We start from the raw sequence: 23174 nt of genomic DNA on the forward strand, positions 1-23174 counted from the left end.
ATCATAAGGACGAGTATAATGGACGAGTATAAGGAGTGACGAGTTTTTTTCAAAAAGAAGGTGAGAACAACATGGTCGGCTTGCTGCCTCTCATGCTGGAACGGGTCGGCATTTTGCTCATCGTGGCGATTTTGCTGTCCCGGCTGAAGTCGTTCCGGAATATCGTCTACCACGAGCATGGCTATAAGGAAAAAACAAGATTGATTCTTATATTCGGGGCGTTCGGCGTCATCAGCAATTATACAGGCGTCGAGATCCGCGGCGGCAGCTGGATATCGCCACAAGCTTGGCAGACTTGGATCGGCACGGACGGGGCTATCGCCAATACGCGCATTATGGGCGTCGTTATCGGCGGATTGCTCGGCGGCCCTCTTGTGGGGACGGGCGTCGGGATCATCGCCGGCTTTCACCGGTTTACGCTCGGAGGTTTTACGGCTCTATCATGCGGCTTGTCCAGCGTGCTGGCCGGCATCGTAACCGGCTATATCGGCAAGCGGATCCGGATATGGGAGAAAAGGGCGCTCTGGCAAGCCGTCGCGATCGGCATTTTCATGGAATGCGCGCAGATGGGCATCATTTTGCTCGCCGCCCGTCCGTTCGAGGCGGCTCTGGCGCTCGTGGAAGTGATCGCGCTGCCGATGATCGCGGTCAACGGTTTCGGCACGCTGCTGTTTATGCTGATCATTCAATCGATTCTTCGCGAAGAATCGCGAACACGGGCGCTTCAAACGCAGCAGGCGTTCTCGATTGCGGATGAGACGCTGCCCTTCTTCCGGCAAGGGCTGAATCCGGAATCGTGCCGGGAAGCGGCCGAGGTCATCTTGAAATGGACGAACGCCGACGCGATCTCGATCACGGATCGGCATAGGGTGATGGCCCATATCGGTGAAGGTGCGGACCATCATATTCCGCTCCAGAGCATATCGACGCTGCTCACCCGGCAAGTGCTGGAGTCCGGCAAGACCGGGGAAGCCGCATCGCGCGGGCAAATCCAATGCAGCAGGCCGGACTGCGTGCTGCAGGCGGCGATCGTGCTGCCGCTCAAAGTGAAAGAGGAGACGGTCGGCACGCTCAAGCTGTATTTCAAGCGGCCGAGCAAGCTGGACCGGGCCGAAAGGCAGCTCGCCGAAGGCCTCGGCAAGCTGTTCTCCACGCAGCTCGAGCTCGCCGAGGCGGAGAAGCAGCGCAAGCTGCTGAAGGATGCCGAAATCAAGGCGCTGCAGGCTCAGGTGCATCCGCATTTTCTGTTTAACGCCTTCAATACGATATCCTCCTTATGCCGGACCGATCCGGAGAAGGCGCGGACGCTGCTTATTCAGCTTAGCGTGTTTTTTCGCAGCAATTTGCAGGGAGCCCGGCAAATCGTCATCCCGCTGTACAAAGAGCTGGAGCACGTCAAGGCGTATCTCGCCATCGAGAAGGCGCGCTTTCCGGATAAATATACGCTCGATATGGATATCGATCCGGCACTGGAGCCGATCGGAGTGCCGCCCTTTACTTTGCAGCCGCTCGTCGAGAATGCGCTGAAATACGCTTTTCCCGCCCGGTCGCACGCCGGACGGGCGCAAATCGTACTCCGCGCTTACCGCGAGGGGGACCGTCTCGTCCTTGTCGCCGAGGACAACGGCAGAGGAATACCCGCCGAGCTTCTTGCCGCGCTCGGCAGCAGGACGGTCGAGTCGCTGGAAGGCACCGGAACCGCGCTGTACAATATCCGCAAAAGAATAGACGAGATATACGGAGCCAAAGGAGAGTTTCGCATCGAAAGCCGTCCCGGGACGGGTACGACCGTAACGATTCGGCTGCCGATCCATCATTCGCAATGGGAGGATTCACATGCTGAAAGCTTTAATCGTGGATGACGAGCCGATCTCGCGGGACGAGCTTGCGTATTTGCTTCGCCGTACGGGGCAGGTCGACGTCGTCGGCGAAGCGGACCGGCTGGAGCGAGCCGTCGAATTGATTCGCGAGCTGCAGCCGGACGTCGTCTTCCTGGATATCCAGCTCGCGGACGAAAGCGGGATGGATATCGCCAGACTGCTGGCGGAAGAGGGCGGGGAGTTGCGTCCGGAAATCGTATTCGCCACCGCGTACGACGAGTATGCCCTGCAGGCGTTCGAGCTGAATGCGAGCGATTACGTGCTGAAGCCGTTCGAGGAAATACGGATCAGGCGGACGGTCGAGAAAATCGCCAGAAATATCGAGCGGCGGGAAAGCCGGACCGTCCCGGAGCCGTCTCGTGCTGCGAAGCAGCCGGATAGGGTGGAACGACTGCCGATATCGGTAGACGACCGTATTATGCTTATACCGGTCGAGCGGATTTTGTACGTCGGCTTCGAGGAAGGCAAGACGGTTATCGCGACAGACGACCGCGTGTACAAGGTCGGCGATCCGCTGACGACACTGGAGCGCAAGCTGCAGAACAGCTCGTTTCTGCGCGTGCACCGCGCTTATGTAGTCAATCTGGCCTGCGTCGTGGAGATCCAGCCGTGGTTTCATTCCACATGCAATCTCATTATGCGGGGCGGCGCTTCCATACCGGTAAGCCGCACCTATCTGAAAGATTTGAAGCAGCAGCTCGGCTTTTGAGCGGTGCGAGTCGCCCCGCATTCGGTGCGTTTCAGCACCGCTTTTGTGCAAGTTAAGCCCTTTCCCGTGCATTGTGGCGTGAAAACCGCCATCCGTCGTTTACAAAATCTATAATCGGATTTACATAAGCGAAAAGGGGTGCACGACAATGAATGCGATTTCAATCGTAATCGGCTCCATCTGTATTCTCATGATCGCCTACCGGTTGTACGGTACGTTTATGGCTGCCAAGGTGTTGAAGCTGAACGATGCCAACCAGACGCCGGCCCATGCGATAAATGACGGCAAAGATTATGTGCCTACCAATAAATGGGTGACGTTCGGCCATCATTTCGCGGCGATTGCCGCGGCGGGTCCGCTCGTCGGACCGATATTGGCCGCCCAGTTCGGTTACTTGCCAGGTCTGCTCTGGCTCCTGATCGGAGCGGTCATCGGCGGCGCGGTTCACGATATGGTCGTGCTGTTCGCCTCGATGCGCAAGGAGGGCAAATCGCTCTCCGAGGTGGCGAAGGAAGAGCTCGGCCCGGTGGCCGGCTTTTGTACCGGACTCGCCATGCTGTTCATCATTACGATTACGATGGCCGGGCTATCCATGGTCGTCCTGCACGCGCTGGAGAACAATCCGTGGGGCACGTTCGCCGTCGGCATTACGATCCCGATCGCCATGGGCGTAGGGCTGCTGTACCGGAAAACCGGCAATTTGAAGCTCGCTTCGACGCTCGGCTTCATTCTCCTCATGATCGGCGTGTTTGCGGGTCCTTCCATTCAAGGCACGGCACTCGGGGAGCTGCTTACGCTCGACACGCGCACGCTCGGCTTCATCCTGCCGATTTACGCGTTTTTCGCCGCAGCGCTGCCGGTGTGGCTCCTGCTTGCGCCACGCGATTATTTGAGCAGCTTTATGAAAATCGGTGTCTTCATCGCGCTCATTATCGGCGTTTTCATTATTAATCCGGCGATCCAATTCCCGGCGTTCACGCAATTCGTAGGCGGCGGAGGGCCGATCATGGCCGGTCCGGTATGGCCGTTCATTTCGATCACGATTGCTTGCGGAGCGATTTCCGGCTTTCATGCCTTCGTAGGCTCGGGAACGACGCCGAAAATGATCAACCGCTGGAGCGACATTAAAGCGGTCGGCTTCGGTGCGATGCTGGTCGAATGCGTCGTGGGCATTATGGCGCTGATTGCCGCCACGGCTTTGCAGCCGGCCGATTACTTCGCGATCAACTCGTCGCCGAAAGTGTTCGAGACGCTGGGGATGAATGTGGTCCATCTGCCCGAATTGGCCGAGAAAATCGGACTTGACCTCGAAGGAAGAACGGGCGGGGCCGTAACGCTGGCGGTGGGGATGACTTACATTTTCACGAAAATTCCGTGGTTCAGTCATTTGTCCTCCTATTTCTTCCAGTTCGTGATCATGTTCGAGGCGGTTTTCATCTTGACGGCTATCGACGCCGGCACGCGCGTTTCGCGATATTTGATCCAGGATTTCTTCGGGGAGCTGTACAAGCCGCTGAAGCGGGCGGATTGGATGCCGGGCACGATATTTGCCAGCGCGCTGGCCTGCTTCCTGTGGGGGTATTTGCTTCTGTCCGGCGATATCGGCTCGATCTGGGCGTTGTTTGGCGTATCGAATCAGCTGATGGCTTCCATCGGGCTGATCGTGGGCGCGACCGTCATTCTGAAAATCGCCGATAGGCGGTGGTACGTGCTCACTTGTCTGATTCCGCTTGCCTACTTGTTCGTAACGGTCATGTATGCGGGCTATTGGATGATCGCGAACGTATACCTGAATCCGGTCAATGCGGGCTATAGCGTGCTGAATGCCGTCTTGTCCGTTATTATGCTGGTGCTCGGCGTCGTCATTCTGATAGCCGCTCTCAAGAAGTGGATCGAATTATGGAATGCCCCGACGATCCGATTGCGTACGAAGGCGGCTTGACGACAGGCATTTCAAGCCGAAAGAACCGTATTCATGACCGGTGCTTGTAGTAGGACGCCGGAACGTGAATGCGGTTCTTTATTGTGTGGACGGTCTGATAGACGTGACGGTACGGACAACGATATGGAAATCACCGGTTAGATCGAGGATAAATCGGCCTCGAAATGGAAAACATCTGGTTGTTGAGAAAGCCCAAAAGAGAACAGTACCGTCTGAAAGGGGTTGGGGAAATGTAAGTAAAGGGGTGTGGCTGACTTTATAATCGGATTATAACCGCCAATATTCATCCAAATAACTCGATTTTAACGGAAGTGGAGTGCATTCCCCTACCCCTTGCCTTCTTTGCTTCCTCTTTTTGTATACTTTCCCGACAATCTGAAAACATGCAGTTAAATTCTTCTTTCCGGGCTAATCCGGTAGGCGCTCGCCCGTGCCGGCTTGCCGCTTCCGGTAGTCCGTAGCGCTCATGCCGGTCGTTTCTTTGAACACCCGGGTAAACGAGCGCAAGGAGGAGAAACCGACGTCGTAAGCGATTTCCGCGACGGACATGTCGGTGGCGGTCAGCAGGCTGGAGGCGCGTCGGATGCGCAGCTGGTGCAAATATTCGAGAAAGTTTTTGCCGAGCAGCCGCTTGAATGCATTGCGCACGACGAAGACGCTGACCCCGAACTTGCCGGCCACTTCTTCGAGCGATATCATTTCCTCCATAAAGTGCGTGTTGACGTATTTCACGTAGTCCCACTCCTCCGGGTGCAGGTCGGCGGTTTGGCCGAGCGATGCGAACCCCGGGTGGTGGCGGAAAAACAAATAAATCGTTTCCAGCAGCTTGATCCGCATAAAGCCCTGCTTCCCGATCGTATCGGCGCCAAACTCCGCGTTCAAGGCGTACATGACCGACTTGATCGTTTCGAACGGCTCGGCCGGCATGTCGTAAAAGGGCGTCATTTCGTCGGACAGCTTGACGAGCCAAGGACCGACCTCGGCGAATTCGGGCTGGAACATCAGGTTCATATCGAACATGCAGCAAAATTTGTACAACGGCTGCCCCGCATCAAGCTTCAACGCATGCAGGTGGTACGGCGGCAGCAGGCAAATGCTGCCCGGCTTCAGCCGATGCTCCACGCCGTTGACGATCTCCGTTCCTTGCCCGCCCGTCACGAGCGAAATTTCCGCGAACTCGTGATGATGGTTCGGGTACCCGTGGCCTACGGGATAATGGGTAATAAACAGCGGAAGCTCGCCTTTTTTGAACTTGTTCAACCGAAGGCTGTCCTGAAATACAGGGAAAGTTGTCATACGCGTCGTCCCTCGCCACGATCGTTCGAATGATCCCATTGTAACAATTTTTGTCCTATTTTCCTATACAAAATGGCGCGTAGCCGGATAGCGCGGCTCATATAATGGAGGCAAGACAAGGGTAAAGGGGATATATGCGATGAGCCAAGAGACGTTAGCGATTCACGGCGGGCCGAAGACGAAGACGACTCCGTTCGGTACGGGCAAACGATTCGGATTCGACGAAGCGAAGGAGCTCCTGGAAGCTCTCGAGCAAAATACGCTGTTTTATCATTTCGGCAAAAAAGTGAAAAAATTTCTGAGCGATTTCAACGAGCTTTACGGCGTGAAATACAGCGTGGCGACTACGTCCGGTACGGCTTCGATCCACGTGGCGCTCGGCGCGGCCGGCGTCACGGTAGGGGACGAGGTCATCACGAGCCCGATCACCGACCAAGGGACCTTGATCGGCATCCTGTATCAAAATGCGATTCCGGTATTCGCCGATCTCGACCCGAATACGTACAACATGGACCCGAAATCGATCGAAGCGCGCATAACGCCGCGCACGAAGGCGATTCTCGTCGTTCATCTGGCGGGCAATCCGGCGGACATGGACGCCATTATGGAAATCGCGCGCAAGCATAACGTGAAAGTAATCGAAGATTGCGCTCAGAGCTATTTGACCAAATACAAAGGCCGGCTTGCCGGCACGATCGGCGATTACGGCTGTTTCAGCACGAACGATTTCAAGCATATTTCGACCGGTGACGGCGGCATTGTTACGGTCAACTCCGGCGACGAGCAGGATTACTTGACGACGCACGCTTTTGCCGACAAAAACTTCAAGCGGTTCGGCGATACGGTGCAGAAGGAGCTTCACTACGTGGCTCCGAACTACCGGATGACCGAGCTGCAGGGCGCAGTCGGCATCGCGCAGCTGAAGAAGCTGCCGTGGATTTGCGAGCAGCGCCACAAGTTCGGCGATCGGATCAGCGAAGGCATCGCCGGTCTCCCGGGCATCGAGCCGCATAAGGTGGAGGCAGGCAATTACGGTACGTACTGGTTCTACATGCTGCGCGTCGACGAATCGAAGCTGACTTGCTCGCGCAAGGAATTCAGCGCGGCGCTGGCTGCGGAAGGCATCCCGAATTCGGCCGGCTATATCGCCTCCGTCATGTATATGCAGCCGCTGTTCCAGAAGCGGCAAGCTTACCTCGGCAGCCATTTTCCGTTCGACATTACGGGTATTACGTACGAGGAAGGACTGTGCCCGAATGCGGAGGCGATTCTCGAGACGGCCATCCGCTTCGGAGTAAGCGAGTTCTACACCGAACAGGACGTGGAAGACATCGTTACGGCGATCCGCAAGGTGGCCAATCATTTCGCCAAGGTGCCTGCGCTGTAAACGAAACGAAGCAAGCCCGCAGAGCCGGTTCACCGGTTGTGCGGGCTTGTTCTGCCTTTCGTTCGTTTCGCCGGACGTATCTCGGTTTCGTTTCCCGGTCTCATGCTGCCGGTGCGTCAATTCCCCTTGGAGTATCCGAGACGCGTAGAAATGTTCAGGGCGGTCTGCTTGACCTTCTCTCCGACGATCGGAATATCGTGAATGGGCAGGTCGGCGCGGAGAGCGGTGACGCTGACCGATGCGACCGGCATGTTCTCGTGGTCGAGTATGGGCACGCCGATACAACGGATGCCGGACTCGCCTTCCTCGTCCTCGACGGCATACCCGAGGCTGCGTATTTTTGCCAACTCGGCTTTCAGCTCGTGCGGATTCGTGATCGTATTCTCGGTCTTCTCGGGCAATCCCTTCAGCTGGATAATCGCATCCAGCTCCTCGGCCGGAATATGCGCTGCCAGCGCTTTGCCTACGCCCGAGGCGTGGAGCGGAAGCCTTTGTCCGATATAGGTGGAAAATTTTACGAAGCCGCGCTTCTCCACCTTCTCTACGTACATCGCCTCGCCGTTGTCCAGAACGGCCAAATGAACCGTGAATCCGGTTTCAAGAAGCAGCTTTTCCATGTAAGGCTTGGCTACTTCGCGTATTTCGATTTTGTTTAAAATTCCTAAACCGATGTTTATGAATTTGTTGCCAAGCTTGTATTTGCCGTCCTCCGTTTTCGACAAGTACTGGTGCTTGTCCAATGTATTGAGAATAAAGAACACGCTCGTTTTCGGAATGTCCACCAGCTTGCACAGTTCGCTTACGCCGAGCGGGCTGTCGTGCTCGGACAGCGTCTCGATTATTGCAATCGCTTTCTCGAGCGCGGGGACGTTATATTTATTTGAAGACACGAATGAAGCACCTCATTTGGAAAACGTGGTTATTTTTATTAATTAAAATCAAAAACAGTATACCATCATTTGCCGCGTTTTTATATAGATAATGAGACTTTCATTCGGCTGAAGACGGCGTGGGAAAGCCGTCTGCCGGTTTCGCCGGTATCATAAACATCGTTTATGGGAAACGGCCGACTGCAGCCGCACGCTATGCCTCCGCTCCATGTAATAAAAAAACACCTTTCACCGGAGAAGAACGCTACTATCGTTCATCCGAAGAAAGGTGTTATTCGTTTGCTCGGATCGAGCGCTGCGATCCTTTAGAACGCCCAGTTGCCTTTAAGAAACACGGGCTCTCTCGCGCCGTCACCGGTTACGCCGTATATGTCCAGCTCCCCCGAGCCGATCATGAAGTCCGTATGGGCCATGCTGACGTTGAGGCCATTCTGCGTCAATTGCTCCGGCGACATATCGACGCCGCCTTCGATGCAGGCCGTATAAGCGCTGCCCACAGCCAGATGGCAGGAGGCGTTTTCGTCGAAGAGCGTTTTGTAAAACAAAATGTTGGAGTCCGAAATCGGCGAACGGTGCGGAACGAGCGCCACTTCACCGAGATACCGCGCTCCTTCGTCCGTTTCGAGCAAGCCCTTCAGCGTTTCCTCGCCTTGGGCGGCGGTTACGCTCACGACGCGGCCGTTCTCGAAGGTGAACGAGAAATCGTCAATGACGATGCCGCTGTAGCTCAAAGGCTTCGTGCTGGATACGGTGCCGTTCACGCCGGTTCTGAGCGGGGCCGTATACACTTCCTCCGTCGGCAAATTCGGGACGAACCATGTCCCTTGCTCGTTTTGCTTGCTTCCGCCGAGCCATATATGCCGTTTCGGCAGTTCGATCGTAAGGTCAGTTCCCGGACCGATATAATGCAGCATGCCGTATTGCTTGTCGTTCAAATAGGCGGCTCTCCGCTTCAACTGGCGGATGTGCTCCTCCCAGGTGCCGAGCGGATCGGGCCGATCGGCGCGAACCATCCGGAATATGGCGTCCCACAGCTTGGCGACCTGCTCTTCCTCGAGAAGTCCGGGAAACACTTTGGCGGCCCATGCCTTCGACGGCGTCGTCGCCAAATTCCAGCTGATTTTGAACGCTCGCGACAAGGCGCTGTAAGGGGCCATAGCCGTGCGGGTCGCTTTGTTCGCGTTTTTTATTTTTTGTTGCGATACGCCCTTCAGCAAGTCGGGGTCGGCAGATGTAATGGTGACGAAGGCGGCACCGTTATGCGCCAGCTCGATTTTCTCCGCGGCGGACCATTTCGGCTCCTCCAGAAACGATTCCTCCGACGCGAGATCGTACGAGATGCGGGAAACCTCATCGTCGCTCCAGCGGACTTTGACCGAATAAGCCCCGGCCTCGTAAGCTTTCTTCACGATGAGGCGGGCTAGCTCCGCAGCGTCGATCGACGCCTGCAGCATAAGCGTCTGGCCTTTTTGCACGTTTGCCCCGACCTTCACGATCAGCTCCGCGTAATTTTCCAGCTTTTGTTCAAAACTCAACATCTTCTATTCCTCCTGGTTCGTTTCATCGTGTTGTTCCGCCGTGTTGCGGCAAAGAGAGGAGAGTATCCGAGGCGCGGCTTCATATAGAGACATGAAGACGGAAGCCTCAGAGAGAGATTATACAGGTCGGTTTTTCGAGTGTAAATACGGCGAGACGATTTGGGATCTCCGCCTATTGTACCGCCCGGTTAAACTTTCGTATACGCGTTATAGCATCGTCGGCAGAGATGAAACTTCATCCTTGCGCTAGGGTTCTATAGTATACTGGATGCAGCACGGGGCGGGCGGGCCAAGCTTGGAGGGGGGAAGATCGACATGGACATTTATGTTCGGCTGCGGACGGGAACGTATACGATTCAGCCGGTCGCCGGCCGTTACGTCGAGAACCGGACCGGATTCATCAACCGGATGCACAGCCATCCGGTATACCATCTGATGTATATTGCCGGCGGAGAAGGAACATTCGATGTAAATCATTCGGTTACCCGCGCAGCTACGGGCATGCTGTACATGATCAGCCCGAACGAGCCCCATCGCTTTGAAGCGAGCCAGGACCGGCCTATGAGCAATTATGCGGCCACGTTCGTGCTGCGCGACGAGGACGGGAAGCCGGCGGACATTCCGTTCTTCGATTTGATCGAGGAATATGCCGGAACGCCCTTGCCGGCATCGGTGCGCCGCTCTCCCTGCAGTATTCCGACTTACCTTCAGCACGAGGTGGCGGAAGGGTTCCGGCAAGCGATCGAGCAGGGGGAGTCGCCTTCCCGCGACGTCGACACAAAGCTGCGCATCATCGGGTTGATTTTTCGCCTGGCCGATGTCATGAGCCGGATCGGAAGGGCTCAGTCCGGAAGGTCCCAAAGGAGCGCCGTGGCGAAACTGCTGCAATTCATCGAAACGAATTTGCACCGGCCGTTGACGCTGGAGGAGCTGGCCGATCATATCCACGTTACCCCGAACTATTTGTGCAGGATGTTCAAGCGGGAGACGGGCGCATCTCCCCGGCAATACGTACAAAGGCTGCGGATGGAAAAAGCGATGGAGCGGCTCGTCTATACCGAGGAGACCGTGTACGCGATCGCGGAGCAGCTGGGCTATGAGAACGCCTCCTATTTTTCCCGCGTTTTCCGCGCGGAGCAAGGCGTGCCGCCCTCCGTATTCCGGGCGCTGGAAAAAGGATAATTTTTTACGGTATTCGGACAGTTTTATCGCTTTATCGGCGGCTTGAAACTTTGCTATAGTAACAGTGCGGGCGCGCGCCGCGCAACAACTTCATGATCTGACCTTTCTCGGCCTTACCGGACAACCAGCAGGCTAGAAGCTGTGAGCAGAAGGCGGGGTTCAAATGGAAATGATTCATAAAGGTAAGCGGTTTCGCGCCGGCGGGGCGGGAGCGCTGTCGAAAGCTTCCTTGCTGGGGGCCGGTTTTGCGCTGCTGCTATTGACGGGCTGCGCCGGCAACGATCGCGATCCGGGCCAGGATGCGAAAGACGGTCCGGGCATTCCGGCTCAGCCGGTAACTTTATCGTTTTATCAATATTCCGCGAAAATGACCGACGAAGAGTTTCAACAATTGGTTGCGGCGCCCGTAAAACGGAAATATCCCCATATTACGCTCGAGCTGGTGCGGGAAGGCAAAGGCGCCTCTCCCCAGGAGCTGGTCACGGCGGGAAGCTTGCCGGATCTGATTTATACCGGCTCTGCAGGGGCCGTCACGATGCTCGATTTGAATGCCGTGCAGGATTTGAACGGGCTGATCAAGAAAAACGGTCTCGATACGGGCAAGTTCGATCCTACCGCCATGAGCTTCATTCAGGGGTATTCGCAGACGGGGCAGATGTTCGCGCTACCATATTCCCTTAACTTCTCCGCTTTGTTCTACAACAAAGACATTTTCGACAAATTCGGCGTTTCTTACCCTTCGGACGGCATGTCATGGGACGATGCGATCGGCTTGACGAAGAAGCTGACCCGGACGGGAGACGGCATCGTTTACAAGGGTCTCGATCTCGACGGCGGCTTTCAACGGCTGGGCGAGCAGCTGGCGCTGTCCGTCATCGAGCCGAAGAGCTTGCGGGCGGCACTCCGGACGGACGGCTGGAAGACGGCGCTCGACACGTTCAAGCGGATCAAAGAAATACCGGGCAATTCCGATGACAAAGCGGCCGTCCCGGCCTTCGAGCAGGAGCGGAATTTGGCCATGCTCGCGGGACTCGGGGCAAGGCTCGGAGAGCTCGAGGAGTTGCATGGCAAGGGCAATCCGTTGAACTGGGACATGGCCGCGATGCCCGCCTTCCGGGAAAAGCCCGACAACGCGTTCGGGATCAGCTTGTTCCTGCTCATGATCTCGTCGTCGAGCAAGCATAAGGATGAGGCGTTTCAGGTCGTCAAGCTGCTGCTGGAGGAGGACGTGCAGATCGCCCTCAATAAGCGGGGACGGCAGACCAGCTTGAAGGACCCGAAATACCGGCAATATTTCGCCGACGACCTGAAGGCTGCGGTCGGCAAAAATGTGGCCGCCATTTTCAAACGGAATCCGGCGCTGCTGCCCCCTTTGACCAAATTCGACAATATTGCCAAAAACGAAATTGCCAAGGCGGCCTCCAAGACGGCCCAAGGCATAAGCGACGCCAATACGGCAATGCGCGAAGCCGAGGAGCAGGCGAACCGGCTGATCGAGGCGGAGAAAAACAAATAAGGTTGTTTGTCCCGGAAGGAGCGATGTCAGTGAAGCCGTACGCGAACGATAGGGAATATTGGGTAGCGACTTTGATGCGCATAGCGGATCCCGTTTTGAACGCTTTGTCCGAACGCCGGTTGAAGGAAAAGATGCCGGTAGAGGGCAAGTCGGGCGACCGGGCGCATTATACGCATCTGGAGGCGCTGGGGCGCTTGCTGGCGGGAGCCGCTCCGTGGCTCGAGACCGGCCCGGCGGAAGGGGAGGAGGGGCGGCTGCGCGAGCGCGCCGCACGGCTGGCCCGGGAAGCGGTCGATGCCGGGACCGATCCTTCGTCGCCCGACTATATGAACTTCGGCGAAGGCTTCCAGCCCATTGTGGACGCGGCGTTTTTCGCGCAGGCGATTTTGCGTGCTCCGACGGAGCTGTGGACGAAGCTGGACGATCGCGTACGGACGAATGTGATCGCCGCATTGAAGGCAACCCGCACGCGCAAGCCGTTTGCCAGCAACTGGCTGTTGTTCGCGGCCATCATCGAGACGGCATTGTACCGGATGGGGGAGTCCGACTGGGATCCGATGCGCGTCGACTACGCGCTGAAGCAGCATGAGGCTTGGTATGTGGGGGACGGAACGTACGGAGACGGCCCGGAATACCATGCCGACTATTACAACAGCTTCGTCATTCAACCGATGCTGGTTGACGTGATCGGGTCGGTCGGCGATCGGTACGCCGATTGGAACGGGATGGCCGAGAAGATCCGCGGCCGTGCACGGCGTTTGGCCGTCATTCAGGAACGGTCGATTTCCCCGGAAGGGACGTTCCCGCCAATCGGACGGTCGCTCGCCTACCGGTTCGGCGCATTCCATGCGCTGGCCCAGACGTCTTTGTGCCGCGAGCTTCCCGCACCGCTGACGCCGGCGCAAGTGAGGTGCGCGCTTACGGCGGTCATCCGCAGAATGGTCGAAGCGCCCGGAACGTTTGACGCTGACGGTTGGCTGACAATCGGCTTTTGCGGTCATCAGCCGGAGATCGGCGAGACGTATATATCGACGGGAAGCCTGTACTTGTGCTCGGTCGCCTTTTTGCCGCTCGGGCTGCCGGCGGAAGATCCGTTCTGGCAGGGCGAAGCGGAATGGACGTCGCGGCGTGCATGGTCGGGCGGCCCTCTCGCGATCGATCATGCGTGGAAAGGATGAGGGAGAGGATGCGCCCGGACAAGCCGAACATTTTGTTTCTGATGAGCGACGAGCATAGAGCCGACGTGACCGGGTTCGAAGGTAATCCGGTCATCCGCACGCCGAATCTGGACCGTCTGGCGGCGACCGGCACCGTCTTCCGCAACGCCTACACGCCTTCTCCGATTTGCATCCCGGCCAGGCAAAGCATGATGGCCGGCCAGTTTCCGCGCACGACCGGCTGCGAGTCGTACGGACAAGATCTGCGACCGGGACATATGACCTTCTCCCGCAGGCTCGCCCAATACGGCTACCAGACGGTGGTCAGCGGCAAGCTGCATCATATGGGGACCGATCAAATGCAAGGCTGGACGAAGCGTCTGTATGGCGATATGGAAGTATCGCCGGCGTTTCTGGAGAGCAAGGAGCAGTCGGAATTCGACAAATATGCGCGGCCATCCCCGAAATGGAGCCAAGCCAAGGAAGTGATGCGCTCCGGGATCGGCAAAGGGCCGAGCGTCGCGCACGACCGGCTGACGGTGGAAGCCGCGCTCCAATTTATCGATGATTATTTCAACAGCACGTATTACGACCGCGAGAAAATCGAGCCGCTGCTGCTGAAAGTGAGCCTGCTGCAGCCGCACTATCCGTACTTGACCAGCGAGGAGAAGTTCACCTATTACTTGAACAGGGTGAAGACGTACTCGGGGGAGAGTCCGTTCGATCATCCGTTCCTTAGCCGGATGGAGGTTCGGCCGGGCACCGACGCATCGGAGCGCGAGCTTCGTCGGGCGACCGCCGCGTATTACGGCATGGTCGAGACAATCGACGAGCACTACGGCACGATCCTGAGGGCGCTTACGCATGCGGGGCAAAATCTGGACGACTGGATCATCGTGTATACGGCCGATCACGGCGAAATGCTCGGCCAGCACGGCATTTGGGAGAAACAGAAATTTTTCGAGGCCAGCGCAAGAGTGCCTTTGATCATACGCTACCCGGGAATGTTTCCGGAGGGGAAGATCGTCGGACAGAACGTCGGCTTGTGCGACCTGTTCGCGACGCTGTGCGAGCTCGCCGGAGTTCCCGTGCCAGGTGGCCTGGACAGCCGCAGCCTCGTTCCGCTGCTCGCGGGAGACGATGCGGCGTGGGACAACGAGGCGGTATCCCAGTTCCGCGGGCGCAATTTGATGATCAAGCGCGATCATCTGAAATATCACTATTACGGCCCCGATATGCCAGAAGTGCTGTTCGACCTGCAAAGAAACCCGGAGGAAACGGTCAATTTCATCGGGGAGCCGGAGTACCGCGAACGAATAGACCGGTTCCGCCGGCGGGCCGGGGAGCTCGGGTTCGGCTAGCCGTTTCGGTCGGGACTCCGCGAGTACTGAACCGGTTTTCACTTTTCACTATTGCTGAGCTTACTTTCGCAAAGAGTAGAATTCGGTTCATTAATCCGCCGGAGCGGCCAACCACCACGTCCAGCGGACCGGCCCATCGTGCAGCACGTCTTGACCGGGAAGCGCGGACAGGCGACCGATGCCGATTAACCTAACGCGGACCCATAAACGTTCCCTCTCCCAATCCCGATCCCACACTATCGCTACTCGCTCGACCGGCAACGGCGAAGCCGGTGGCGATTCCTTTTTTACTTATCGTCGCCTTGAAATCCCGGCCGCTTATGCGGATCCGGTGTTTTCCCGTTCAGGACCCGAACATATTTTTGAGTACCAGCCACAGGTTGGCCGGTTTCTCCGCCAGCCGGCGCGTATAGTACGGGTACCACATGGAGCCGTACGGAACGTAGCAGCGGACGCGGTAGCCTTCCCGGGCCAGCCGCTCCTGCTCGTTCATGCGCAGTCCGTACAGCATCTGGAATTCGAAAGCTTTCTTCGGGATGTTGCGTTCCTCGGCATATGCCTTCGTGTAGGCGATAATGCGATCGTCATGCGAGCCGATCGCCGTATACAGGCCGCTGTCCAGCGTCATGGCGATCAATTTCTTGAAATTGTCGGATACGTCCGACGTTTTCCGGTATGCGATGGAGACCGGCTCCTTGTAAGCGCCTTTGACGAGCCGCAGCCGGACGCGTCCCCGGATCAGTTCGGCGACGTCCTGTCCGCTCCGGTACAAGTACGCCTGGATTACGGTTCCCGTGTTCGTCATTCCTTCGGCATGAAGCCGGCGAACGATATCGATCGTCGCCTGGGTGTAGGGCGAATCCTCCATGTCCAGACGTACGAAATTGCCGTTTTCCTGGGCTTTCGCCGCCACCGCGCGAATATTATCGTAACAAGCCCGACGGTTTAAGGCCAGGCCCATTTGGGTCGGCTTCAACGAAACGTTGGAATGGACCTTGCTCCGGGCAATGGCCTCGATTAGCCGGATATATTCGTCCCTGTACCCTTTCGCCTCGCCCAAATGTTTGATTCCTTCCCCCAGGTGATCGAGCGTCGCCATAATTCCTTTCCGGTTGAGCGCCTCCACCTCGGCCAAGGCGCCTTGCAGCGTGTCGCTGGAGATGAACCGGCTGGCCAGTCTTTTGCCGTACTTGATCGACAATGTGCGGACGATTTTGTTGCCTGCGACGGTCAATAACGTTTTCCGGTATAATTCCGTGCCGATGCTCATGGGTCGAACTCCTTTCGAATGTCATGAGAGAGCGACTGAAGCTCATACATTTTAGGAAGAAGCGCGAAACATGCCGACGTTCGCCCGCATGCTTGCCGATCCAACGGCGAGATGCGGGTCATGATAAGGGGGAGCAGCCGATGAAAGCCGAATTTAAAAACGAACCGTTTACCGATTTCAACGACGCGGGCAACAATCTGGAGTATGACGCGGCGCTGCAGCGGGTCGCTGCCGAGCTGGGCGGCGACTATCCGCTGGTCATAGGCGGCGAGCGGATCCAGACGAATCGCAAATTCCAATCCGTCAATCCGGCGGCCAAAGAACAGGTCGTGGGGATCGTCTCGCAAGCCGATGCGTCATTGGCGGAAAAGGCGATTTCGACGGCGGCGACGGCGTTCGAATCGTGGAAGCTCACCGAGCCAGGCGAGCGGGCCCGGTATTTATACAAGGCGGCCGCGCTCGTACGCCGCAGAAAGCATGAGTTTTCCGCTTGGCTCACCTATGAAGCCGGCAAAACGAGGGCGGAGGCGGACGCCGATACGGCGGAAGCGATCGACTTCATGGAATTTTACGCCAGGGAAATGCAGCGTCTGGCCGAGCCGCAGCCGCTCACGCGGATTGACGGCGAGGACAACGAGCTGTACTATATTCCGCTTGGCGTAGGCATCGTCATCCCTCCATGGAACTTCCCGCTCGCCATTCTCGCCGGCATGACGACAGCCGCCCTAGTCGCCGGGAATACGGTCGTTCTGAAGCCGGCCAGCACGACGCCGGTCATCGCCGCCAAGTTCGCGGAGCTGCTCCGCGAGGCGGGCATCCCCGACGGCGTCGTCAATTATTTGCCCGGACCGGGGGGCGAAATCGGGGATTATTTGGTCGATCATCCGTTGACCCGCTTTATTTGCTTTACCGGCTCGCGCGATGTCGGTTTGCGCATTAACGAACGCGCGGCCAAAACCGCGCCCGGACAAAAATGGATCAAGCGCGTCATCGCCGAAATGGGGGGCAAAGATTCGATCGTGGTCGACTCCGATTGCGATACGGACTTGGCGGCGGAGGCAATCGTCGCTTCGGCGTTCGGCTTTTCCGGCCAGAAATGCTCGGCCTGCTCGCGCGCGATCGTACATGAGGATGTATATGACGAGGTATTGGCGAAAGTGACGGAACGCGCGAATAAATTGGTCATGGGCAGTCCGGCTGCGGCCGGGACGAACGTGGGACCGGTTATCGACGAGAAAGCGTATCGGAGCATCCGGCATTACGTGCAAATCGGCAAACGGGAAGGACGTCTCGTCCTTGGAGGCGGTACGGGGGATCCGGGCGGCTACTATATCGAGCCGACGATATTCGCCGACGTCGGGCCGGAGGCGCGGATCGCCCAGGAGGAAATATTCGGCCCGGTCGTCGCGTTCATGAAGGCGAAGTCGTTCGACGAGGCGCTCGAATGGGCCAACAATACCGATTACGGCTTGACGGGGGCGGTCATTTCCCGCAACCGGGCGCATTTGGAGCGAGCGAGACGCGAATTTTTTGCCGGCAATCTGTATTTCAACCGGAAGTGCACGGGAGCGCTGGTCGGCGCCCATCCGTTCGGAGGCTTCAACATGTCGGGCACCGACTCCAAGGCGGGGGGCCGCGACTACTTGCTGCTGTTCACGCAAGCGAAGCTCGTTTCGGAAAAAATGTAAGATAACTTCTGGAATTTAGCTCCCGCTTATCCGTTATAATGAGGCTATGGGAAAATAATGCGCAGGAAGGGGGAGAGCGGATGCACGGCTATCGGCTGGTGCAGGAGCAAAGACAGAAGCTCGCGATGACCGCCGAGCTGAAACAATCGATTCATATGCTGGCGTTGTCGGGCGACGAGCTGTCGCAATATTTGCGGGAGCAGGCGGCAGACAATCCGGTTCTGGATATCGAGGAGCGTCGGGACGGCTTCGTATGTGGGGAGAGAGTCGTATCGTCGGGCAGGCATGGGAATGGTTTCCCCGATGCGGCGGAAGCGGAAGAAACGCTGGAAAGAAAGCTGTTGGCCCAATTGCGCCTGCAGCCGCTCCCCCCGGCCTTATATAGAGCGGCTGCGTACATGGCCGGCAATTTGACCGATGCCGGTTATTTGGGCGTCGGCTTGGACGAAGTGAGCTCCGCCTGCGGAGTTGATCCGACGGTCGCGGAAGCCGCGCTCGGGCACTTGCAAGCGCTCGATCCCGCAGGCGTCGGTGCGCGGGATTTGCGGGAATGCTTGCTTATCCAGATGTCGCGGGATACCGCTTGCGACCGCTATGCCCGGGAAGTCGCCGACCGCTATTTGTCCGAGCTGGCCCATGGAAGGCTGGAGCAAATAGCGGCAGCACTCGGGATTACGCGAGCCCGGTTGACGGAGACGTGCGCTTATATCAGAACCCTCGAGCCGAGGCCTTGTTTCTCGCTAAGCGCCGCGGAGCCGGCTTATATCGTACCCGATGCGGCGATCGAAGGGGATGCGGACGACTTTGCGGTCAGAATGAACGAGGGGAGCGTCCCCAAGCTTTCGTTGAACGAGGAATATTGCCGCTTGACGAAGGGGAATGAAAGTTCGGAGCTGGGCTTGTTTTTGAGCGATCGGGTGAAATCCGCGAGGTGGGTCTTACGCAGTCTGCGGATGCGGGAGCAGACGCTTGCCAGAGTCATACGTACGATAATAGAGGAGCAGCCGCTTTTTCTGAAGGAGGGGGTTAAAGGCCTGAAGCCGATGAGCATGGCGGACGTGTCGGAGAAGCTGGGGGTGCACGAATCGACAGTGAGCCGGGCCGTACACGAAAAATATGTGCTTACCCCGAACGGCGTTTTTCCGCTGAAGTTTTTTTTCTCCGCCGGATTGGCGACTTCCGACGGCGGCCTCATCTCCGCAAGGACGGTGAAGCTGAGAATCGGGCAGCTGATCGAAGCGGAGAACAAAAGCAGACCATTGTCCGATCGACAAATCGCAGCGGCGCTGGCCGAGGAACGGATTAGGGTCTCGCGCAGAACGGTGGCCAAGTACCGCGACGAATTGAAAATTATGCCATCGTCCAGCCGGAAAATTATCGGATAAAACGAACGGAAGGGCTGCTCCTCAGGTTTAAGCTCCGGACCTGAGAGGGATGTCCTTTTTTTTCTGCGACAGCATAATTCGCGTACCCAAGGTGCATGTTTCGCTTGATCGGCGAAGGCTGGCCGCCTATGCCGGGCGCTTGCGAGACGCGAATGGGGAAAATAGCGGAACTCGCGTACGTTATGGTACCCGAATATTTGTATCGACAACAAAATAACGGAAAACCGTTCCTCTATTTCGCCGTTCACAACCATCTTCACTCCGAAAGCTGGAAATAACGGAAGTTTGTTCCGTTGTATTCGGGAGAGTAACGGAAATCGGGAAATTAACGGAAAAGCGTTCCGCTATACGAGGCAAAGTGTTGCACCGCTACGTCAATAAGTTTCCGAGAAGATTGTTCGCGGATCAGGAAGTCGTGCCTTTGCGGCTTACTCCGTGCAACCGGCTTCATCCCCGTATTGTCCTCGTCCGGCCGTTCTTTCATACGTGATCCTCGATCCGTCGGCACACGGTCTCCATATCCTCCAGACCGGCCCAGTACAGCTTAAGCTCCTCGGCCATCCGGTCCAGCTCGATGTAGGTTATGTTCATGTCCGAGTACTCGCGGAACGTGGAAGCGATATCGCGGTACAGAAAAAAACGCGAAGGCCGGTTCAACCCGTCTTCCTCTTCCCGCTCCGCCGCCCGCGTCAATGCCGGAACCGACATCGTCGTCCGGCGCAGCAGAAGCTGAGCCTCGTCGCTCAGGCAAAAATCGACGAACGTATGGGCGGCATCCTTTCGCTTGCCGTACTTGTTGACGCCGAGACCGATCGGAAGAAGCAGCGTCGCGGCTTGCCCGGAACGGGGGAGCGGAGAGATGTCGTAGTCCAGGTCCGTATTCCGTAGCGAATTCAGGCTGAAATAGCTCGTTACGATCATGGATACCTTTTGCTGCAAAAACAGCCGTTCGGCGTCGGCGTCCGTTTCCGACAAATAGGCGGATACCGCTTTGGATTCGGCGAGAAGCGCCGCTCCTATTGTCGCTGCTTCTTCGAACCGGCTCCGGTCGAAGGAAAGGCGACCGTCCGATCCACGCTCGAACCGGAGCCGGTTTTGCAGCAGAAAGAGCGGCCAGCGGTTGAGCGACAAATAATGCATATAGAAGCCGAGATGCCCCCGATTGTTGCCGGAAAGCCGCTTGGATGCCCGGGCGACGTCGTCCCATGTCCAGCCGCTGTCCGGCTCGGCCAAGCCGGCTTGCCGGAAATGCGATTTATTGTAGCAAAGCACAAGCGGCGAGAATACGAAAGGCTGGGCATACAAGGCATCGTCGTCGGTGAAGGAATCGAACAGGAACGGGTAAGCTCCTTCCGCTCGCTTCAACGGCTCCAGATAATCCGCAACCGGCCCGATTTCCCCGATCCGCTCGAACAGCTGGTTGTTGACGGTCAGGACGTCCACAGGCTCGGCTTTCATAAAATCGACCCATTCGATCGGCAGACGGATATGGGGAAGCGGCACCGGTTGGACGGCTATTGTCGGATGGGCGCGGTGGAAAAGGTCCAGCAGCGCGGTCATGTTGACCTGCTCGATCATCGATGTATAATAGCCGAGCCGGATCGTCGACGGAGAACCCGATTCCGCTCGAACGACGCGCGTTCCGACGCGCGGCACTTTCTCGATCAACCCTTGCTCGACTAGCTTGTCCAGTCCTTTGCGTACCGAGTTTTTGCTCAGGCGGAATTGTTCGATCAGCAGAAATTCGGACGGCAAAAAATCGCCCGGTCCATACCGGCCCGTGACAATGTCGTTTCGCAGCGTCGCAATCATGTCTTCAAGTCGGATCCGGAATGTAGTACGCTTCGGTTTCTCGGTCATGGATCTGAACCTCCGATTAGTGCGTTCGGCCAATGATGCGCGGTTGATGGGGATCGGTTCCCATTATAACGGGAATGCCGGCAAAAGAGAAGTTGACGCTCTTCGGATCCGGGCCTATAATTCAAATTATATATACAAGATATGAACCAGAGGAGCGGGCAACATGAAAGTAGTAACATCTAGCAGAGGCAACGTCCAAACGCAACATATTCCGGAACCCGAATGTTCCGACAACTACGTTATCGTAGAAAACGTATACTCGGCTATTAGCCCCGGCACGGAGATGCTGATGATCGACCGGAGCAAACAGATCGATCAAGCCGTCGTACTCGGCTACAGCTCGGCGGGAATTGTCCGTGAGGCAGGCGCCGGCGTGGACAAGCTGAGCGTCGGCCAGCGCGTAGCCTGCTACGGCGCGCCGTTCGTCCGCCATGCCGAGAAGATCGCCGTTCCGAAGCATTTGGCGGTGCCGCTGCCCGAGCATGTCGATTTTCGCGAAGCGGCGTTTGTCGCGCATGGGGCCATAGCTATCCATGCATTGAGGCAATCCGATTTGCGATTCGGGGAAACGGCGGTCGTCGTAGGGCTTGGCATTCTCGGACAGCTGCTGTGCCAGATTGCGAGCGCTGCCGGATTTCGCGTCATCGGCTTTGACCTGCTGCCGGAACGGTGTGACCAGTTGCGTGCAAGCGGAGCGGGCTGGGCGTGCTCCGGCGCGGATGAGCTCGCCGAAGCGATCAAGGAGCGTTCGGAGGGCGCCGGCGCCGACGCCGTGTTCATTTGCGCGGGCGGCAAGGCCGGCGGCCTGATCGATCAGGCGCTCGCTTGGCTGCGGGATCGCGGCAAAGTCGTAATCGTAGGCGATGTGAAGACCGAATTCGACCGCAACCGTTTGTTCGGCAAAGAAGCGCAGGTGCTCATCTCCCGAGCGGGAGGACCGGGACGTTACGATCCCGTCTACGAGGGCGGCGGCATCGATTATCCGATCGGCTATGTCCGTTGGACGGAAGGGCGCAATATGTCCGAATATGTGAGGCTGCTTGCCGAGGGAAAAGTTCGGATCGGTTCGATGATTACGAGCAGCGTGCCGATCGATGAGGCGGCTTCCGCTTACGAGCGGTTCATGTCCGACCCGAGGGGGCAGCTTGGCGTTTTGCTTTCCTATGAACGCATCCCCGCGGAGCTGGGGGTATAATCGAAGCAACGGCGTAAAAGCGATGCATCCGCAAGGAGGCATCGCTTTTGTTGAACTTTAAAAAAGCTTAACATCGCTAAAATGTCGAAGCGTACTCATGCAGCGTCTATGTTCGGAAACCTAATCGCTGTACTTGCGGGGATTTCGATACACCTTTAACCATTAACCGTATTAACGGATCGGGTACGAGTACTGCAGCGGCTCGTCGAAGGTGATATAATCCAGATTGACCATCAGAAGCAAAAAGCGCATGCCGGTTTTCGGATCGCTGATAATAATGTGGTCGCGCCCGGCGGCTTCCAGTATGCCCCTGAATATTTTCGCGTTCCACTCGCTGTTGTTCTCATACGTCATGTACAGAGTAGCCATCTTGCCCAGGTTCAGGCGAAGTATGTTTTCGATGTAAGATTCCTCGGTCGGCAGCATGCCGGGCAGCGTAGTCGGTCCGCCGCCGGCTCCCGGCATCGGATAGCCGGACGGGGGAAAGCCGGTCATCGGATAGCCGGGCGCGCCCGCTCCCGCTACGGATTGCTGCGGCGTCATTGGATAATAATAGTATTGCGAAGATTGAGGGGGTTGGGCCGCTTGAGCCGCATGCAACGTTTGGGGCGCTTGCGCGGCTTGCATCGCTTGCGGCGCCTGCATCGATTGCATCGATTGCGGCGCAGCCGAGCCCGGTTTGTAAGGATTCATGTTCATCATATAAGGATGAGCCTCCTTCAAAATGGATTGCCCGTTTCGCCTGGGCAATAGGCATTTACCTACAATACAGTGTATTGGGCGTATGTCGGAAACGTGACACCATTATCGACAAAATTATGAAATCGGATCCCGTTTGTTGTCAAAAGCGGTTAGGGTTGCTATGATATGTTGTGAACAACGCGACTTCGCGCGTTGGAAGGAAGCGTTCAGGAGGTT

18 protein-coding genes are annotated in these 23174 nt (G+C 57.1%); 11 read left to right on the plus strand and 7 right to left on the minus strand.

Annotation, left to right across the window (positions count from 1 at the left end; all coding sequences use genetic code 11):
• Nucleotides 1-71 precede the first annotated feature (71 nt).
• From FE784_RS24165 to cstA, 3 genes are all read left to right on the plus strand, one after another.
• A complete protein-coding gene (locus FE784_RS24165) occupies nucleotides 72-1862 on the plus strand; it encodes a sensor histidine kinase (RefSeq protein ID WP_139604860.1) in 1791 nt (596 codons plus the stop codon).
• Nucleotides 1837-2589, plus strand: coding sequence for a LytR/AlgR family response regulator transcription factor (locus FE784_RS24170; RefSeq protein WP_139604828.1), 753 nt, complete (start codon nucleotides 1837-1839; stop codon nucleotides 2587-2589). The genes FE784_RS24165 and FE784_RS24170 overlap by 26 nt, the downstream gene beginning before the upstream one ends.
• Nucleotides 2590-2737: 148 nt before the next feature.
• On the plus strand, nucleotides 2738-4531 hold the full coding sequence (gene cstA / locus FE784_RS24175; protein ID WP_139604829.1) for a carbon starvation protein CstA: 1794 nt from the start codon (nucleotides 2738-2740) through the stop codon (nucleotides 4529-4531).
• A 408-nt stretch (nucleotides 4532-4939) separates the two neighbouring features.
• On the opposite strand, the gene FE784_RS24180 is transcribed toward cstA, so the two are convergent.
• Entirely contained in the window at nucleotides 4940-5791 is an 852-nt protein-coding gene (locus tag FE784_RS24180) for an AraC family transcriptional regulator (RefSeq protein WP_218103804.1), read from the minus strand.
• A 175-nt stretch (nucleotides 5792-5966) separates the two neighbouring features.
• On the opposite strand from FE784_RS24180, the gene FE784_RS24185 reads away from it, so the two are divergent.
• On the plus strand, nucleotides 5967-7214 hold the full coding sequence (locus FE784_RS24185; protein WP_139604831.1) for a DegT/DnrJ/EryC1/StrS family aminotransferase: 1248 nt from the start codon (nucleotides 5967-5969) through the stop codon (nucleotides 7212-7214).
• 116 nt (nucleotides 7215-7330) lie between these two features.
• Here the strand turns inward: FE784_RS24185 and FE784_RS24190 are convergent, their stop codons facing one another.
• Both FE784_RS24190 and FE784_RS24195 read right to left on the minus strand, forming a co-directional pair.
• A complete protein-coding gene (locus tag FE784_RS24190) occupies nucleotides 7331-8104 on the minus strand; it encodes an IclR family transcriptional regulator (RefSeq protein ID WP_139604832.1) in 774 nt (257 codons plus the stop codon).
• A gap of 305 nt (nucleotides 8105-8409) precedes the next feature.
• On the minus strand, nucleotides 8410-9642 hold the full coding sequence (locus FE784_RS24195; RefSeq protein ID WP_139604833.1) for an aminopeptidase: 1233 nt from the start codon (nucleotides 9640-9642) through the stop codon (nucleotides 8410-8412).
• A gap of 315 nt (nucleotides 9643-9957) precedes the next feature.
• Here FE784_RS24195 and FE784_RS24200 point away from each other — a divergent pair, with 315 nt between their 5' ends.
• The 4 genes from FE784_RS24200 (at nucleotide 9958) to FE784_RS24215 (ending at nucleotide 14858) form a co-directional block, all read left to right on the plus strand.
• Nucleotides 9958-10824: a helix-turn-helix transcriptional regulator gene (locus FE784_RS24200; RefSeq protein WP_139604834.1), complete on the plus strand. Its 867-nt coding sequence runs from the start codon at nucleotides 9958-9960 to the stop codon at nucleotides 10822-10824.
• A gap of 163 nt (nucleotides 10825-10987) precedes the next feature.
• Nucleotides 10988-12340, plus strand: coding sequence for an ABC transporter substrate-binding protein (locus FE784_RS24205; protein WP_139604835.1), 1353 nt, complete (start codon nucleotides 10988-10990; stop codon nucleotides 12338-12340).
• 23 nt (nucleotides 12341-12363) lie between these two features.
• A complete protein-coding gene (locus FE784_RS24210) occupies nucleotides 12364-13518 on the plus strand; it encodes a DUF2264 domain-containing protein (protein WP_139604836.1) in 1155 nt (384 codons plus the stop codon).
• Between the two features lie 8 nt (nucleotides 13519-13526).
• Nucleotides 13527-14858 carry a sulfatase-like hydrolase/transferase gene (locus FE784_RS24215; RefSeq protein WP_176706479.1) on the plus strand — a complete coding sequence of 444 codons (1332 nt, stop codon included), beginning with the start codon at nucleotides 13527-13529 and terminating at the stop codon, nucleotides 14856-14858.
• Nucleotides 14859-14948: 90 nt separating this feature from the next.
• On the opposite strand, the gene FE784_RS41095 is transcribed toward FE784_RS24215, so the two are convergent.
• Nucleotides 14949-15095: a hypothetical protein gene (locus tag FE784_RS41095; RefSeq protein WP_176706480.1), complete on the minus strand. Its 147-nt coding sequence runs from the start codon at nucleotides 15093-15095 to the stop codon at nucleotides 14949-14951.
• A gap of 106 nt (nucleotides 15096-15201) precedes the next feature.
• The gene (locus FE784_RS24220) at nucleotides 15202-16128 is read right to left on the minus strand and encodes a proline dehydrogenase family protein (protein WP_139604838.1); all 927 of its coding nucleotides are present in this window, start codon (nucleotides 16126-16128) and stop codon (nucleotides 15202-15204) included.
• A gap of 140 nt (nucleotides 16129-16268) precedes the next feature.
• On the opposite strand from FE784_RS24220, the gene pruA reads away from it, so the two are divergent.
• Nucleotides 16269-17816 (plus strand): L-glutamate gamma-semialdehyde dehydrogenase, encoded by a 1548-nt coding sequence (gene pruA, locus FE784_RS24225; RefSeq protein WP_139604839.1) that lies wholly within the window; start codon nucleotides 16269-16271, stop codon nucleotides 17814-17816.
• A gap of 80 nt (nucleotides 17817-17896) precedes the next feature.
• Nucleotides 17897-19201 (plus strand): RNA polymerase factor sigma-54, encoded by a 1305-nt coding sequence (rpoN, locus tag FE784_RS24230; protein ID WP_176706481.1) that lies wholly within the window; start codon nucleotides 17897-17899, stop codon nucleotides 19199-19201.
• A 480-nt stretch (nucleotides 19202-19681) separates the two neighbouring features.
• Here rpoN and FE784_RS24235 read toward each other — a convergent pair whose 3' ends face one another.
• On the minus strand, nucleotides 19682-21061 hold the full coding sequence (locus FE784_RS24235) for an extracellular solute-binding protein (RefSeq protein ID WP_139604841.1): 1380 nt from the start codon (nucleotides 21059-21061) through the stop codon (nucleotides 19682-19684).
• Nucleotides 21062-21224: 163 nt separating this feature from the next.
• Here FE784_RS24235 and FE784_RS24240 point away from each other — a divergent pair, with 163 nt between their 5' ends.
• Nucleotides 21225-22256: a zinc-dependent alcohol dehydrogenase gene (locus FE784_RS24240; protein ID WP_139604842.1), complete on the plus strand. Its 1032-nt coding sequence runs from the start codon at nucleotides 21225-21227 to the stop codon at nucleotides 22254-22256.
• Nucleotides 22257-22427: 171 nt separating this feature from the next.
• On the opposite strand, the gene gerQ is transcribed toward FE784_RS24240, so the two are convergent.
• Entirely contained in the window at nucleotides 22428-22958 is a 531-nt protein-coding gene (gene gerQ, locus FE784_RS24245) for a spore coat protein GerQ (RefSeq protein WP_425465564.1), read from the minus strand.
• Between the last annotated feature and the right edge of the window lie 216 nt (nucleotides 22959-23174).

The organism is Paenibacillus hemerocallicola (genome assembly GCF_006265175.1).
GTDB lineage: Bacteria > Bacillota > Bacilli > Paenibacillales > NBRC-103111 > Paenibacillus_AB > Paenibacillus_AB hemerocallicola.

What these genes read in the sequence shown, in the direction of transcription:
- FE784_RS24165 (WP_139604860.1), top strand. Translation starts at nt 72, where the DNA reads ATGGTCGGCTTGCTGCCTCTCATGCTGGAACGGGTCGGCATTTTGCTC.
- FE784_RS24170 (WP_139604828.1), top strand. Translation starts at nt 1,837, where the DNA reads ATGCTGAAAGCTTTAATCGTGGATGACGAGCCGATCTCGCGGGACGAG.
- cstA (WP_139604829.1), top strand. Translation starts at nt 2,738, where the DNA reads ATGAATGCGATTTCAATCGTAATCGGCTCCATCTGTATTCTCATGATC.
- FE784_RS24185 (WP_139604831.1), top strand. Translation starts at nt 5,967, where the DNA reads ATGAGCCAAGAGACGTTAGCGATTCACGGCGGGCCGAAGACGAAGACG.
- FE784_RS24195 (WP_139604833.1), bottom strand. Translation starts at nt 9,642, where the DNA reads ATGTTGAGTTTTGAACAAAAGCTGGAAAATTACGCGGAGCTGATCGTG.
- FE784_RS24200 (WP_139604834.1), top strand. Translation starts at nt 9,958, where the DNA reads ATGGACATTTATGTTCGGCTGCGGACGGGAACGTATACGATTCAGCCG.
- FE784_RS24205 (WP_139604835.1), top strand. Translation starts at nt 10,988, where the DNA reads ATGGAAATGATTCATAAAGGTAAGCGGTTTCGCGCCGGCGGGGCGGGA.
- FE784_RS24210 (WP_139604836.1), top strand. Translation starts at nt 12,364, where the DNA reads ATGTCAGTGAAGCCGTACGCGAACGATAGGGAATATTGGGTAGCGACT.
- FE784_RS24215 (WP_176706479.1), top strand. Translation starts at nt 13,527, where the DNA reads ATGCGCCCGGACAAGCCGAACATTTTGTTTCTGATGAGCGACGAGCAT.
- FE784_RS24220 (WP_139604838.1), bottom strand. Translation starts at nt 16,128, where the DNA reads ATGAGCATCGGCACGGAATTATACCGGAAAACGTTATTGACCGTCGCA.
- pruA (WP_139604839.1), top strand. Translation starts at nt 16,269, where the DNA reads ATGAAAGCCGAATTTAAAAACGAACCGTTTACCGATTTCAACGACGCG.
- rpoN (WP_176706481.1), top strand. Translation starts at nt 17,897, where the DNA reads ATGCACGGCTATCGGCTGGTGCAGGAGCAAAGACAGAAGCTCGCGATG.
- FE784_RS24235 (WP_139604841.1), bottom strand. Translation starts at nt 21,061, where the DNA reads ATGACCGAGAAACCGAAGCGTACTACATTCCGGATCCGACTTGAAGAC.
- FE784_RS24240 (WP_139604842.1), top strand. Translation starts at nt 21,225, where the DNA reads ATGAAAGTAGTAACATCTAGCAGAGGCAACGTCCAAACGCAACATATT.
- gerQ (WP_425465564.1), bottom strand. Translation starts at nt 22,958, where the DNA reads ATGATGAACATGAATCCTTACAAACCGGGCTCGGCTGCGCCGCAATCG.